This is a genomic window from Croceivirga sp. ABH4_376 (genome assembly GCF_056160685.1).
Genome location: NZ_JBSWXQ010000002.1, coordinates 484994 through 499610, shown reverse-complemented (window position 1 = coordinate 499610; position 14617 = coordinate 484994). Strand labels below are relative to the sequence as shown.

13 protein-coding genes are annotated in these 14617 nt (G+C 36.0%); 5 read left to right on the top strand and 8 right to left on the bottom strand.

Annotated features, from left to right (window positions below; genetic code table 11):
* Positions 1–190: 190 nt before the first annotated feature.
* A complete protein-coding gene (locus tag ACXAGS_RS06475; RefSeq protein ID WP_474905569.1) occupies positions 191–697 on the top strand; it encodes a fasciclin domain-containing protein in 507 nt (168 codons plus the stop codon).
* A 66-nt stretch (positions 698–763) separates the two neighbouring features.
* On the opposite strand, the gene pheT is transcribed toward ACXAGS_RS06475, so the two are convergent.
* Positions 764–3190: a phenylalanine--tRNA ligase subunit beta gene (gene pheT, locus ACXAGS_RS06470; RefSeq protein ID WP_474905567.1), complete on the bottom strand. Its 2427-nt coding sequence runs from the start codon at positions 3188–3190 to the stop codon at positions 764–766.
* A gap of 127 nt (positions 3191–3317) precedes the next feature.
* Between pheT and ACXAGS_RS06465 the strand changes: the two genes are divergently transcribed.
* A complete protein-coding gene (locus tag ACXAGS_RS06465) occupies positions 3318–4547 on the top strand; it encodes a peroxiredoxin family protein (protein WP_474905565.1) in 1230 nt (409 codons plus the stop codon).
* Between the two features lies 1 nt (position 4548).
* Here ACXAGS_RS06465 and leuB read toward each other — a convergent pair whose 3' ends face one another.
* Positions 4549–5667, bottom strand: coding sequence for a 3-isopropylmalate dehydrogenase (leuB, locus tag ACXAGS_RS06460; protein ID WP_474905564.1), 1119 nt, complete (start codon positions 5665–5667; stop codon positions 4549–4551).
* Positions 5668–5680: 13 nt separating this feature from the next.
* Positions 5681–6853, bottom strand: a complete 1173-nt coding sequence (locus tag ACXAGS_RS06455; protein WP_474905563.1) for a 2-isopropylmalate synthase — start codon at positions 6851–6853, stop codon at positions 5681–5683.
* 146 nt (positions 6854–6999) lie between these two features.
* On the opposite strand from ACXAGS_RS06455, the gene ACXAGS_RS06450 reads away from it, so the two are divergent.
* Complete coding sequence (locus ACXAGS_RS06450) at positions 7000–8544, top strand: hypothetical protein (protein WP_474905561.1); 1545 nt, start codon at positions 7000–7002, stop codon at positions 8542–8544.
* Between the two features lie 4 nt (positions 8545–8548).
* On the opposite strand, the gene ACXAGS_RS06445 is transcribed toward ACXAGS_RS06450, so the two are convergent.
* Genes ACXAGS_RS06445 through panB form a run of 4 tightly spaced genes read right to left on the bottom strand, consistent with a single transcriptional unit; the run spans position 8549 to position 11080 of the window.
* Entirely contained in the window at positions 8549–9055 is a 507-nt protein-coding gene (locus tag ACXAGS_RS06445; RefSeq protein ID WP_474905559.1) for a DUF4252 domain-containing protein, read from the bottom strand.
* A gap of 27 nt (positions 9056–9082) precedes the next feature.
* Positions 9083–9715 carry an RluA family pseudouridine synthase gene (locus tag ACXAGS_RS06440; RefSeq protein WP_474905557.1) on the bottom strand — a complete coding sequence of 211 codons (633 nt, stop codon included), beginning with the start codon at positions 9713–9715 and terminating at the stop codon, positions 9083–9085.
* 38 nt (positions 9716–9753) lie between these two features.
* Positions 9754–10251 (bottom strand): signal peptidase II, encoded by a 498-nt coding sequence (gene lspA, locus ACXAGS_RS06435; RefSeq protein ID WP_474905555.1) that lies wholly within the window; start codon positions 10249–10251, stop codon positions 9754–9756.
* Between the two features lie 7 nt (positions 10252–10258).
* Positions 10259–11080, bottom strand: coding sequence for a 3-methyl-2-oxobutanoate hydroxymethyltransferase (gene panB, locus ACXAGS_RS06430; protein ID WP_474905553.1), 822 nt, complete (start codon positions 11078–11080; stop codon positions 10259–10261).
* 68 nt (positions 11081–11148) lie between these two features.
* Here panB and ACXAGS_RS06425 point away from each other — a divergent pair, with 68 nt between their 5' ends.
* Complete coding sequence (locus tag ACXAGS_RS06425) at positions 11149–11607, top strand: nuclear transport factor 2 family protein (RefSeq protein ID WP_474905552.1); 459 nt, start codon at positions 11149–11151, stop codon at positions 11605–11607.
* Positions 11608–11693: 86 nt separating this feature from the next.
* Positions 11694–13184, top strand: a complete 1491-nt coding sequence (locus ACXAGS_RS06420; protein ID WP_474905550.1) for an alpha-L-fucosidase — start codon at positions 11694–11696, stop codon at positions 13182–13184.
* A 2-nt stretch (positions 13185–13186) separates the two neighbouring features.
* Here the strand turns inward: ACXAGS_RS06420 and ACXAGS_RS06415 are convergent, their stop codons facing one another.
* Positions 13187–14611: an L-serine ammonia-lyase gene (locus ACXAGS_RS06415; RefSeq protein WP_474905548.1), complete on the bottom strand. Its 1425-nt coding sequence runs from the start codon at positions 14609–14611 to the stop codon at positions 13187–13189.
* Positions 14612–14617: the final 6 nt, after the last annotated feature.

Genomic DNA, 14617 nt, shown 5'->3' with positions numbered 1-14617 from the left:
TCTATGAAATGCACTAATAAATAGGTGGTAATAGGTGTTAAAGATATATCTTAACGATGTTTTTTGCAGTTTGTCGATGAATTGCAATGATAAAGTCAACAAACAACCAACGTAACTATTGTATAAAATGAATTTCCCCCAATCTAAAACCTACTTAACACTAGCGTTCTTATGCTTTACTTTGGTCTGCATGTCACAAGGTCAAGGACTTAGCGCAATACCTACAGGACTTTATTTATCCGCCAAAAAAACAATTGCGGAAAAAACGATGAAATCAGACCAATATCGTACCCTATATTCTGCCTTAAAGGCAACAGATTTAGAAGAGGTATTAGATATGGATGGTCCTTTTACATTTTTTGCGCCTACAGACACTGCTTTTGGAAAACTTTCTCCAGAAGAACTAAACAATTTATTTAAAGAAGAAAATAAAGCCAAGTTAAAATCGCTTTTAAGTTACCACTTAGTCGCAGGTCATTTATCGGCATCTAAAATTTTGAAAGCTTTATGTAGGGGAGGTGGTAAAACTTCTTTTACAACTATTCAAGGTAAAAAGGTAATTGCTACTATGAGTGGCTTAGATATTGTGCTTACGGATAGTTTAGGCAATAAAGCGATAATTACAGAAGCGGACAACAATCAGAGTAATGGGGTAATACATCAAATAGATCGTGTTATTTTACCAACTACAATGTAAAGACATAAATAAACAGATAAAAAAAGCCCAAACAATTGTTTGGGCTTTTTTATTTCTCTTTAGATGTTATCTTAAGCTTGCGCCTAGTTTATTGGCATAAGTCTTTTCTAGCTTACCCATAATTTTATCAATCTGTTTATCTGTAAGGGTTTTGTTTTCGTCTAAAAGCGTAAAACTAACCGCATAGGATTTTTTGCCCTCCGGTAAATTGGTACCGGTGTAAACATCAAATAAACTAACATCTTTTAGAAGTTTCTTCTCTGTTTCATTAGCTAGAGAATATATATCCTTAAAGGTTATCTTTTCATCTAATAACAATGCAAAATCTCTTTTAACTTCGGGAAATTTAGATACCTCTTTATATTTTATATCATGAGCTTTGACCAATTCTAAAACAACATCCCAATTAAAATCAGCATAAAGTACCTCGGTTTTTATGCCAAATTCTTTTAGTAAAGGCTTCTTTATTAGCCCAAAAGAAACTACAAGTTTATCATTATACATTAAATCTAAACCTTCGGAAAATAAAGCAGACGCTGTTGGTGTTTCTATAGAATTTGCAATGCCTAAGCGTTCTAATATAGAAATGGTTACAGATTTTAAATAGAAAAAGTCGCTCTTTCTATTTTGTTGTAGCCAATTGTTTTCAGTCTGATTGCCCGTTAGAAACAAAGCTAAATGATATTGCTCTTCAAAAGTATCATTGGTTTTCTTGTACGTTTTTCCAAACTCGAATAATCGTAAATCTCCTTGTTTTCTATTGTGGTTATAGGCAACGGTTTCTAGCCCACTAAATAAAAGTGTCTCTCTTAATTTAGAAAGGTCTGCACTTAACGGGTTTAGTATAGTAACCTGTTTTCCACTATCAGCTTTACCAAGATTGTCCTTTTGATTTATAGGAACCAAGCTGTTGGTCATAATCTCATAGTATCCGTTTGCGGCTAAATGATTACCCACTATATTTTGTAAACGGTGATTATCAAACTTGGACGTACTGGCAACGGAAGCAGTAATTTTTTGGTTAATACCAATGTTGTTGTACCCGTAAACCCTTAATATTTCTTCTATAACATCTACCTCTCTTTGTACATCTGTACGATAAGAAGGTATGGTGAGCCCCAGGCCGGTTTCGGTTACATTATTTACTTTAATTTCTAACGCGGCTAGAATAGATTTTATCGTGTCTTTGGGTAGGTTTTCCCCAATTAACTTATTAATTTTCTCAAAGGTTAAGAATACTTGATAATCTTCTTTTTTTACTGGATATAAATCCGCTATTTCTGAAGAAAACTCACCGCCAGCAATTTCTTTAATTAACATTGCCGCTCGTTTAAGGGCATACTTGGTAAGGTTAATATCTATATCTCTCTCATACCTAAAAGAAGCATCAGTATTTAGGGCGTGTCTTTTAGCTGTTTTTCTAATACTTACCGGATCAAAGTAGGCACTTTCTAGAAAAACGGTGGTAGTGTGTTCTGTTACTCCAGAATGTAAGCCTCCAAAAACACCGGCAATACATAAAGGTTTTTCTACATCACAAATCATTAGGTCATTTGCATCTAAGGAGCGTTCCACCCCGTCTAGTGTAACAAATTTTGTGCCTGCCGCTAATGTTTTTACCTCTACTTTGTTCCCTTTTATTTTTGAGGCATCAAAAGCATGCAAGGGTTGGCCAAGTTCATGCAATACGTAGTTGGTAATATCTACTATGTTATTGATGGGGGATAACCCTATTGCTTTTAGTTTATTTTTGAGCCAGTTTGGTGATTCTTGTACAAGAACATCTTTTATGGTAATACCACAATACCTAGGTGCTAGTTTTGGTTCTAGCACGTCTACGTCTATTTTAAACGAACGGGCATCAATATTAAAATTACTAACAGAAGGCGTAATTAATTCCTTAAAAATTTCTTGTTGCTCTAAACCGGCTTTTAAGTCTCTTGCTACGCCCATATGGCTCATTGCATCTGAGCGGTTAGGAGTTAGGCCAATTTCGAAAATTTCATCGTTTTCTATTTCAAAAATAGTTGCACAAGGTGTACCTGGCTCCAAAGATGGTTCTAGAATCATAATACCATCATGACTTTTACCAAGACCTAATTCATCTTCAGCGCAAATCATCCCCATACTTACTTCGCCTCTTATTTTACCTTTTTTTATTTTCCAAGGTTCACCTTCGGCTGTATATAAGGTTGTGCCCACAGTGGCCACAGGTACTTTTTGGCCTGCATCTACATTTGGCGCCCCACAAACTATCTGCACGGGTTCATCAAGGCCAATATCTACCGTGGTCAATTTTAAACGGTCTGCATTTGGGTGTTGTACACAGGTAAGAACATGCCCTACCACAACTCCGGATAATCCGCCCTTTACAGATTCATATTTTTGTATGCCCTCTACCTCAAGTCCTAAATCGGTTAGTAGTTCTCCTGTTTTTGGGGCTTCCCAATCTAACTGTATAAACTGCTTTAGCCAGTTATATGATATTTTCATTGACCATGTTTAAAGTTCGCAAATATAAAACATTGCAAGTGTAGATTCAATTTAAGAGTGGCTTAGATTTTAAAGAATGGTCCTTTAGTTTTACCTTTAATTCCTTATCGTTTAAAAATAATAACCTATGTATTTTAAATTAAGCCTATTAGCGTTCTTTTGTTTGTTGGTATCCTGTTCAAAAAAGAAGGCAATAGAGCCTATGGTGGGTACTTGGAGGGCAGAAATGGAAGTTATGGATAATCAAATGCTTCCTTTTAATTTTACCTTAGATAAGGCAAATACTGCTGATACTAATTTTAAAATAACCGTATTTAATTCAGATGAACGTTTTATAATTGATGACATTACTTTTAAAAACGATTCAATTTACATTAGAATGCCAGTTTTTGAAGGTTATATTGCCGGTACGTTTACTCCTAACGAAATACATGGGCAGTTTATCAAAGAAAGTTTGGATAGAAGCGTTCCGTTTATTGCAAAACATAATAACAACAAAAGATTTATAAATACACAGCCTTCTACATTAGACTTATCGGGTATTTGGAAAACCAAATTTACCGAGGAGAATGGGGAAACGTACATGGCAAAAGGTACGTTTTACCAAGATGAAGGTAAGCTTACGGGCACATTTAGAACCACTACTGGAGATTACCGCTATTTGGAAGGTACCGTTGATGGAGATAGCTTAAAACTATCTACTTTTGATGGGGCACACGTATTTCTGTTTTTAGCTAAAGCAAGCGATTCCACTTTGAACGGAAATTTTTACTCTGGTAATCATTATAAAGCTGCTTTTGAAGCCACTAGGGATGATGCTTACGAATTGCCGGATGCGTCCAGTTTAACTTTTTTGAAAGAGGGCTATGATAGATTTGATTTTAGCTTTCCAGATACAAATGACAAAATGGTAAGTCTTTCTGATGCTCAATTCAAAGATAAAGTGGTATTGGTGCAAATTATGGGAACATGGTGCCCCAATTGTTTAGATGAGACCAATTATTACGTGGAATACCTTAAGGAAAACCCCATCAATGATTTAAAGTTTGTGGCTTTGGCGTTTGAGTATGCAAGAACCAAAGAAAAAGCCATGCAGGGAATTAATAGGTTAAAAGATAGAGTAGGGGTTCCCTATCCAGTTCTCTTGGCTCAAATAGGTACTTCTAGTAAAACCAAGGCAAATGAAAAATTACCTATGTTGAACCAAGTACTCTCTTACCCAACTACAATTTACATAGATAAAAAAGGCGTAGTGCGTAAAATACATACAGGTTTTAATGGTCCTGCAACTGGAGAAAAGTACAAAGAGTTTAAAGAAGAGTTCAAGGAAACCTTAGCTACACTTTTAGCAGAATAATCTAAATAATAGTAGATTTTCCTAAATCTATATTTTCATTGTTCATGTTAATACGGTCATCATGACCCAAGATATGGTTGGCAATAAAATCGCCAACATGATTGGTGCCATATTGGCTATTAGAATCCAAGTCTTTGGTTACAATTCCATTTGAGATAGATTTATCTACTGCTTCCCTTACGGCCATGGCTTCTTCAAACAGCCTAAAATGTTCTAATAGCATGGCTGTGGCTAAAATGGTTGCAACGGGATTGACCAAATCTTTGTCCTTTAACTCTGTGTATGGACCATGTACTGGCTGAAAAAGTGCTTGTTTTTCACCCACCGAAGCTGAGGGTAGGGTATTTACGGCACCACTTATCATGCTGCTTTCATCTGCTAGGATATCGCCAAACATATTTTCTGTTAAAACAACATCATACCGATTTGGTGCTGCTATCATTTTCATGGCGGCATGGTCTACAAACTGATATTCTAATGCCACATCGGGATAGCTTTGGGCAATATCCCTAACCACCTTACGCCATAATTTAGAAGAGTTTAGTACGTTGGCTTTATCAATTAAAGTAACCCTATTGTTTCTGTTTTTAGCAGCTTTAAAGGCTAAATGGGCTATTCTGCTTATCTCTTCTTCTGTGTATTTACAAACATCAGATGCACTTTGTGCTTTGGGTACGTCTTCTTTGTTTTGATAATAAATTCCGCTAGAAAGTTCCCTAAAGATTAACATATCTGTTCCTTTAATAATCTCTGCTTTTAAGGGAGACTTATCTACCAAGCTTGGAAAAATACGTAAAGGTCTAATGTTGGCATATAAGCCCAATTCTTTGCGCAACTGAATTAAACCGTGTTCTGGTCTAATTTCGGCTACAGGATTGTTATTGAATTTATGGTCGCCAATTGTACCTACTAAAATGGCGTCTGAATTTTTACAAATTTTAAGGGTGTCTTTTGGAAGCGCAGTTTCATAGGTGTTTATGGCTTTCGCTCCAATAACTCCTAATTGAAATATAAATTCGTGATGAAATACTTCTTCTACCGCTTCAAAGCACTTTTTTGCTTGCTGTATCACTTCTTCACCAACACCATCTCCTGGCAACAAGGCAATTTTGTACTTCATATAAAGTAATTTATTAAACCAAACTCTTTATTCCCACTTCACTTGTTTCTATAATCTCATGTATATCATTATCTTCTATTTCTTTTTTACGGTCTGCGTATTTTAAGAAATTCTGATATACTTTATCTAATTGAAGCTTTGTTAATTCATAGCCCACATTTTTAGCCCTATAAGCCAATGCAGCCCTACCACTACGTGCGGTTAGTACAATAGATGATTCGCTAACACCTACTTCTGCAGGGTCAATAATTTCATAGGTTTCGCGGTTTTTAATAACACCGTCTTGGTGTATTCCGGAGCTATGGGCAAATGCGTTTGTACCTACAATAGCTTTATTGGGTTGTACGGGCATTCCCATTTTTTGGGAAACCATTAAGCTTGTATCATATAGCAGCTTACTGTTTATATTGGTATCTAAATTTAAGTTAGGGTGTTGCCTCATAATCATAACAACTTCTTCCAAAGAAGTATTACCCGCGCGTTCTCCAATACCGTTAATGGTACATTCTATTTGTCTGGCACCATTTATTACACCTGCTATGGAGTTGGCCGTGGCCAAACCTAGATCGTTATGGCAGTGGCAAGATAATATTGCTTTGTCTATACCTGTAACATTTTCTTTAAGGTATTTCATTTTTGCTCCATACTCTTCAGGCAAACAATATCCCGTAGTGTCTGGTATGTTAAGTACTGTTGCTCCTGCTTTTATAACAGCTTCACAAACGCGAGCCAAATAGTCATTATCTGTTCTACCCGCATCTTCTGCATAGAATTCAACATCTTCAACAAATTTCTTTGCATATTTAACAGCGGCAACGGCTCTTTCTAGTATATCTTCTCTATTGGATTTAAACTTGTGGGTAATGTGGGAGTCAGATGTGCCTATACCAGTATGTATTCTTGGTCTTTTGGCATATTTTAGGGCTTGAGCAGCTACTTCTATATCTTTTTCTACGGAACGTGTTAATCCGCAGACGGTTGCATTTTTCACTAATTTGGCAATTTCTTCTACAGATTGAAAATCACCAGGGCTAGAAATGGGAAATCCTGCTTCTATAACATCTACACCTAACTCATCTAACCTTGAAGCAATGACCAATTTTTGTTCCGTGTCTAACTTACAACCAGGGACCTGCTCTCCGTCTCTTAGTGTTGTATCAAAAATATGTACCTTATCTTTACCCATCTTATAAATTGATTTTATCTAATCTTTACGAAAGTAAAAAGGTGAAAATCAAATCTATTACATAAGACAGAGTAGTTACAACGTTAAGTGTAAAAATGTGCGATGTAACAAATTGATAATCAAAATAATAGTTATATATTTTTACGATGACAAGCACCTCTAAGGATACGTTGTTCGTTCTTATTAAATCTTTATCTAAATCTGAAAAGAGACAGTTTAAATTGTATGTTGGAAGATTAGGGGTAAATACGGACGCCAAATTTTTAGCGCTTTTTAATCTATTGGATAAGATGAAAGCCTATAATGAAAAACAAATTCTAGAAAGTGGAATCGTAAAAAAAGCGCAACTATCTAATTTAAAAGCCCATCTGTATAAGCAAATATTGGTGAGTTTGCGTTTAAATCCAGTAAACCAGACCATACGGGTACAAATTAGGGAACAGTTGGATTTTGCTACAATATTGTACCAAAAAGGGTTATATAAACAGAGTTTAAAGCTGTTGGAAAAGGCAAAATCTATGGCCATTGAAAATGAAGAAAAAAACGTGGCCTATGAAATTGTTGAACTAGAGAAAATTATTGAAACACAATACATTACCAGAAGCATACCAGACCGTGCAGATGAACTTGCGCTGCAGGCAAAGGAGTTAAGTTTACACAACGTAATGACTAGTAAACTATCTAACCTCTCCCTACAGTTGTATAGTATGATGCTAAAGGTGGGCTACGTACGTAATGATGCTGATTTAAAAAAGGTAAAGGATTATTTTGATTCTCATTTGCCCAAATATAGACTGGACGAGCTAGGTTTTAGAGAAAAATTATGGCTTTATAAAGCACATTTATGGTATAGTTTTCTAACGCAAGATTTCTTGGGTGCATTTAAATATTCTAGTAAATGGGTAGAGCTTTTTTATGAGCACAAAGAAATGATATATTTAAACCCTGTGTTTTATCTAAAAGGCAATCATTATTTGTTAGAATCCCTGTTCTTAATTAAATACAATTCTTTGTTTAAGGACACCTTGAATAGATTAGAAGAAACCGTATCTAATAGTAAATTTCCTAAAAACGATAATTTGGCTTCGCTTGCATTCATTTATGTAAATAGCAATAAGTTGAACCATCACTTTATGGAAGGTAATTTTGAAGGTGGACTTTACTTGGTCAACGTTGTGGAGTATGGTATTAAAAAACATAAAGATAAAATAGATGAACACCATGTAATGCTTTTGTATTACAAAATAGCATGCTTATATTTTGGGGTTGGCGATAATAAAAATTGTATTGCTTATCTAAAACGCATCATCAACAATAAAAACCTTAAAATGCGGGAAGATTTAATGTGTTTTTCTCGCGTTCTAAGTCTGGTGGCTCACTACGAGGCAGGTATGGATTACCATTTAGAGGTACAATTAAAAAACACCTATAAATTTTTGCTTAAAATGAACGACTTGCATGCCGTACAAAAGGAAATGATTAAGTTCTTAAGAAATTTAGGGGAAATTTACCCAACCGACTTAAAGGCGGAATTTCAAAAGCTTTATGATGAATTAAAGAAGTATGAAGACCACCCGTATGAAAAACGTGCGTTTTTATATTTAGATATTCTGTCTTGGTTAGAGAGTCATTTGCAAAACAGACCTGTATCAGAAATAATTAAAGAGAAGTCATTACAAGCAATTAGATAGTGGTTTAGTTGCTGTTAAGTAGTTGCGGCACTAGTTTTTGGCCAAACGTTTCAAAATCATTGTTTTTAGCCATTTTACGTACTTGCACTGGGTCAAAATTACCTTTAAAATAAAGAAAGGAGCCGTTGGTATTATCATTTTTGTATACCAAAATTTCTTTAACAACATCTCTTTTTTCCCTTATGGAGACAACGTTTCGCTTTAAGTTGTCGTTTTTCCTATAAATCTCTATAAATGCACTGCCCGTAAAACTGTTCATCTGATTATTTAAAAATTGGGCTTGTTTATCTGTGGCGATAGGAAATTGCATGTAACGCAAGTCTTTGGTATCGCCAACAAGACTATTCATTTCTGGAGAAATATTGCGTAAAAGAGAAAACATGAATTGGGGTACTCTAAAAGCAGTAACTTGATTATCGTTTTTATGTGCCTCATAAAAACCGTCTATAGAATTATAGCTGCTACAAGATAGAAAAAGAAGCAGTATAAGGGATAAAAGGTTATTTTTCATAATATAAAATTTATACTAAAAACGACTTTAAATACAAGAATCCCAAATAGGGTCTTTTGGAGGCTTAGCTTTAATGGCAATAGCTTCTTTGCTAACCGGGTGTGTAAAGGCTAATTTACGTGCGTGCAAATGTATGCTGCCATTTTTATTGCTACGGTCCGCTCCATACTTTAAATCGCCTTTAATGGTACTACCAATTGCCGATAATTGTGAACGTATTTGGTGGTGTCTTCCTGTATGTAAATCTACTTCTAATAAAAAATAATTATCTAATACTTTTACCGTTTTGTAACTAAGAACGGCTTTTTTGCTATTTGGTACTTCCTTGGTGTGGGCATATGATTTGTTTTGTTTCGGATTTCGCTTTAGCCAATGTGTAATAGTAGCTTCTTTGGTGTCTGGAACGTGTTTTACCACCGCCCAATAAGTTTTTTGTGTTTTGCCCTCAGCAAAAAGTTTGTTTAACCTAGGTAAGGCTTTAGAAGTTTTGGCAAAAAGTACAATTCCAGAGGTTGGCCTATCTAACCGGTGTACCACGCCCAAGTAAACATTTCCTGGTTTATCATATTTTATTTTTATCCAAGATTTTACAATATCGGACAAAGGGGTATCCCCGGTTTTATCTCCTTGTACAATATCTCCAGGACGTTTGTTTACCACTATAACATGGTTGTCCTCATAGAGTACATCTAAATTTTCTACTGTGGATTTAATTTGGACTCGTTTTTAGTGTTCAACATAGCTATTATTAAACAAATGGCGCCTATGGTTACCGATACATCGGCCATATTAAAAATACCAGTTTTTAATAAACCTATTCTTAAATGAAAAAAGTCGGTAACGGAACCATACAAAAAGCGATCTATTAAATTACCCAATCCACCGCCTATTAAAAAGGCAAAAGCAACCAAAACCCATTTATCTAGATTAGATTTTTTAAATATGCGATAGATTAAAACCAAAAGCACCGTCAATGGTAAAATATTCAGCAATACATTTTTTATCCAAGGAGAAAAATTAGCTCCAAACCCTAAGGCTGCCCCTGTATTTTCTACTTTGGTTAAAATTAGATTGTCTTTTACCAATGGTATATAAGCATTGTTCTCTACTTTGTTTCGTACCAATTCTTTAGAAATTTGGTCGCATCCAAAATTGATTAAAATTAGTGCTAGAATAAAAATGTGTTTGGTTTTCACAATTGGTTTAGTATGATTCTTCTTCGTTAGGAAAATCTTTACTTTTTACATCTTTCACATAACTAGAAATAGCACTTTCCATTTCATCATAAAGGTTCATGTACCTTCTTAAAAATCTTGGGTTAAATTCATGTGTCATTCCTAATAAATCATGCACTACCAAAACTTGGCCGTCAACACCGCCGCCGGCACCAATTCCAATAACCGGAATAGAAACACTTTCCGCTACCTCTTTTGCCAATTTAGCGGGTATTTTTTCCAACACTATTGCAAAACAACCTAGTTCTTCTAACAATTTGGCATCACTCTTTAATTTTTCTGCCTCTTCTTCTTCTTTTGCCCTTACGGTGTATGTTCCAAACTTGTAAATAGACTGTGGTGTTAAACCTAAATGCCCCATAACCGGTATGCCGGCCTCAAGTATTCTGCTAATAGATATTTGTATTTCTGAACCGCCTTCTACTTTAACAGCATGCCCACCACTTTCTTTCATAATACGAATGGCAGAACGTAACGCCTCTTTAGAATCGCCCTGATAACTACCAAATGGGATGTCTACAACCACCAATGCCCTTGCGGCTGCACGTACTACAGAACTGGCATGATAAATCATTTGGTCCAATGTTATGGGAAGCGTGGTTTCATGGCCCGCCATAACGTTACTGGCAGAATCTCCAACAAGTATAACATCTACATTTGCCGCATCTACAATTTTTGCCATGGAATAATCGTAAGCCGTAAGCATAGATATTTTCTCACCGTTTTGTTTCATCTCTACTAGAGATTTTACGGTTACTCTCTTATATTGTTTCTTTTTTGCTGTTGACATTTATTTTGCTTTGCTGATAAAAGTAAGCAGATTTGATTAATTTGAAATCTATAATTATCATCATTATCATGAGAAAATCTATTGTATTATTTCTAATCTCCTTATTGTCTTTAAATTCTTTTGCCCAAGACGATGCTAAAACTGCTGTAAAAAAAACTATTGAACGTTTTTTTGAGGGGTTCCACGCAAAAGATTCGCTACTTATGAAAGAGGAGGTTTTTGACCAAGTAGTTTTACAGACTACCGCTCAAAATAAAGAAGGTAACACGATATTGAAAACAGATAAAATAGGTGCCCTCTACAAGAATATCGCTACCATACCAAATACAGTTTCTTTTAATGAAAAACTCACATCTTGGGACATAAAAGTGGATAGAACCATGGCTAATGCTTGGGTAGGGTATGAGTTTTGGTTAAATGGTACGTTATCTCATTGTGGCGTAAATTCTTTTCAACTTATAAATTTTGAAGGCAAATGGAAGATTATCTATTTAATTGATACTCGAGGTAAAGAGGGTTGTGAGTAAGAAAGCTCACCTCTAGCAGGATAGTTAAGGATGGTTTCCAGATATTTCTCTTGTATTATTGAGAAAATTATTAAGGTAATTTCCAGATGAAAAAAATACTTCCCTTCCTGTTTTGGATAATAGTATGGCAACTTCAATCACAAAAGTATGCGCCAAACCTTGCTTCATTAAAACAATATGAATGTCCAGAATGGTTTGGCGATGCCAAATTTGGTATATATGTACACTGGGGAGTTTACTCTGTTCCAGAATACGGGGAATGGTATGCTCGCGAAATGTACATGGAAGGGCACGAGGTGTACAAATATCATCTTGAAAATTATGGCCATCCAAGCGAATTTGGTTATAAAGATTTTATACCCATGTGGAAAGCCGAAAAATTTGACCCAGATGCTTGGTTAGAATTGTTTAAAGCAGCTGGGGCCAAATATTTTACACCCTGTGCGGTACACCATGATGGTTTTGAATTATGGAATTCAAAATACACGCCCTACAATGCTGTAAATATGGGACCTAAAAAGGATTTATTGGGAATGATGCAAAAATCTGCAAAAAAGTATGGTTTGCGTTTTGGAGTTACCACCCATATGGCTAGGTCTATTTCTTGGATGCAAACCAGTCACAGAAGTGATACCATAGGACCTTACAAGGGAATACCTTATGATGGTAATAATCCTGAGTTTCAGGATTTATATCACATTCCTTATGCTGATGATAATAGAGCAGATACGGAAAACCCGCCATTGATGTGGCGAAATTATTGGTTGCTTAGAATGAAGGACTTAACGGAAAATTATAGTCCAGATTTTATTTATCTAGATTCTGCAGTACCATTTGCCGGCGAGGATAACGGTAAAACGGGTTTCGAATTTTTCGCGTGGTATTACAATAGAAACCCTGAGGGTATAATTACGCACAAAGGAAATAAAGGGGCAAAAAGAGCTCCTTATTTTGAGGGAATAGCCACCTTAGATATTGAACGTGGTAAGAGTAAAACAATAAGAAAGAATCCATGGCAAACAGACGATTCTATAGGCCCTTGGGGCTATAACAAAACAGCGGATTATAAAGATGCCAACGCCGTTGTAGATAAGCTAATAGATATTGTGTCTAAAAATGGTAACCTTTTGCTTAATGTACCACCCAAAGCAGACGGTACCCTTGATGATGAGACTATTAAGATTTTAAAGGATATTGGGGCTTGGTTTGCTATAAATGGGGAAGGTATATATGCCACCAAACCATGGAAAGTATTTGGCGAAGGGCCAAATACAGAAATGAAAGGCAGGGCAAATACATCTCCCTATACCTTTAAAAATATACGTTTTACACAAAGTAAAGATGGTAATACGCTATATGCGATACTGATGGGATGGCCCGGAGGAAATACTAAAATTAGCTTGAAGTCTTTTTCTAAGGACCATCCTGGTGAAAACTATAAAATTCAAAAAATTGAAATGTTGGGTAGTGCGGATAGGATAAAATTTAAACATTCTAGAGATGGGCTTTCTTTTTACACACCAAAAACAACAAAGAATGATTTAGCGGTTATTTTTAAAATTAGCCTTAAAGAATAGGTTTAACAATCACTCAAATTAACGCCTACGGCCAAACCACCTTCGGATGTTTCTTTGTATTTACTACTCATATCTTTAGCGGTTTCCCACATGGTTTGCACAACCTTGTCCAGAGGTACTTTGGCAAATGCCGGGTCACTATCTAAGGCTAACTCAGATGCGTTAATAGCTTTTATGGCGCCCATGGCATTACGTTCTATGCAAGGAACTTGTACTAGGCCGCCAATAGGATCACAAGTAAGTCCTAAATGATGCTCCATGGCAATTTCTGCCGCCATAAGAACCTGCTCTGGCGTGCCACCCATTAATTGTGTTAAACCAGCTGCTGCCATAGCAGAAGATACGCCTATTTCTGCTTGGCATCCGCCCATTGCCGCAGAAATGGTGGCACCTTTTTTAAAGATGCTACCAATTTCACCGGCTACCAATAAAAAGGTTTTAATATCATCAAAATTTCCATCATGATTTTCAATCACCAGATAATACATTAAAACCGCAGGAATCACCCCTGCGCTGCCGTTGGTGGGTGCCGTAACCACCCGCCCTAAAGAAGCATTTACCTCATTTACGGATAACGCAAAACAGCTTACCCATTTTATGATTTGCCTAAACCGCACTTCGGTATCTCTAATGCTGTAAATCCATTCGGTTGGGTTGCTATAGGGTTTAGAACCAATTAATTTATCATGTATTTCTGTAGCTCTACGTTTTACGTTTAAACCACCTGGCAAGGTGCCTTGTGTATGGCAGCCAGTGTACATGCATTCCAACATAGTAGTCCAAACCCGGTTTAATTCTTGATCTATTTCTTCATCGGTCCTCAAGGAACGTTCATTCTCCAATACCAACTCTGGAATACTTTTGTTTTCCGTATGGCAAAAATTAATTAGTTGGGTAGCATTAGAAATAGGGTAGGGGAATTGTTTAAAAATTAGCTTGTTTTCTTTGGCATTTTCTAGTTGCTCTTGTACTATAAAACCACCACCTATAGAATAATAGGTTTGTTGTTCTTTTTTTCCGTTTTCTAGTTGTGCTATAAAACGTAATGCATTGGCATGGAAAGGTAAAAATTCTTTTAAAAAATTAATATCGTTTTCATAATCAAAGGCTATGGTAAATTGCCCCCCTAATTTTATACGGTTAGACTCTTTAATTGCTGTTATTTTAGGTTCTATGGTGTCACAATCCATAGTTACGGGGTCTTCACCCAATAAACCAAGAACAACAGCTTTATCGGTTGCATGTCCAACACCCGTTAGCGATAGTGAACCATATAATAATACGGATACCTGACTAACTTTAGATAAAAGAGCCTCTTGCTCAAGGTGCTTTATAAAGTTTTCGGCCGCACGCCATGGCCCTAGGGTGTGGGAGCTAGAGGGTCCTACACCAATTTTCAGCATATCAAAAACACTAATGCACTCCATACCTAA

Excerpts from the sequence above, each read along its gene's own strand:
- ACXAGS_RS06475 (WP_474905569.1), top strand. The coding sequence starts at position 191 with ATGTCACAAGGTCAAGGACTTAGCGCAATACCTACAGGACTTTATTTA.
- pheT (WP_474905567.1), bottom strand. The coding sequence starts at position 3,190 with ATGAAAATATCATATAACTGGCTAAAGCAGTTTATACAGTTAGATTGG.
- ACXAGS_RS06465 (WP_474905565.1), top strand. The coding sequence starts at position 3,318 with ATGTATTTTAAATTAAGCCTATTAGCGTTCTTTTGTTTGTTGGTATCC.
- leuB (WP_474905564.1), bottom strand. The coding sequence starts at position 5,667 with ATGAAGTACAAAATTGCCTTGTTGCCAGGAGATGGTGTTGGTGAAGAA.
- ACXAGS_RS06455 (WP_474905563.1), bottom strand. The coding sequence starts at position 6,853 with ATGGGTAAAGATAAGGTACATATTTTTGATACAACACTAAGAGACGGA.
- ACXAGS_RS06450 (WP_474905561.1), top strand. The coding sequence starts at position 7,000 with ATGACAAGCACCTCTAAGGATACGTTGTTCGTTCTTATTAAATCTTTA.
- ACXAGS_RS06445 (WP_474905559.1), bottom strand. The coding sequence starts at position 9,055 with ATGAAAAATAACCTTTTATCCCTTATACTGCTTCTTTTTCTATCTTGT.
- panB (WP_474905553.1), bottom strand. The coding sequence starts at position 11,080 with ATGTCAACAGCAAAAAAGAAACAATATAAGAGAGTAACCGTAAAATCT.
- ACXAGS_RS06425 (WP_474905552.1), top strand. The coding sequence starts at position 11,149 with ATGAGAAAATCTATTGTATTATTTCTAATCTCCTTATTGTCTTTAAAT.
- ACXAGS_RS06420 (WP_474905550.1), top strand. The coding sequence starts at position 11,694 with ATGAAAAAAATACTTCCCTTCCTGTTTTGGATAATAGTATGGCAACTT.
- ACXAGS_RS06415 (WP_474905548.1), bottom strand. The coding sequence starts at position 14,611 with ATGGAGTGCATTAGTGTTTTTGATATGCTGAAAATTGGTGTAGGACCC.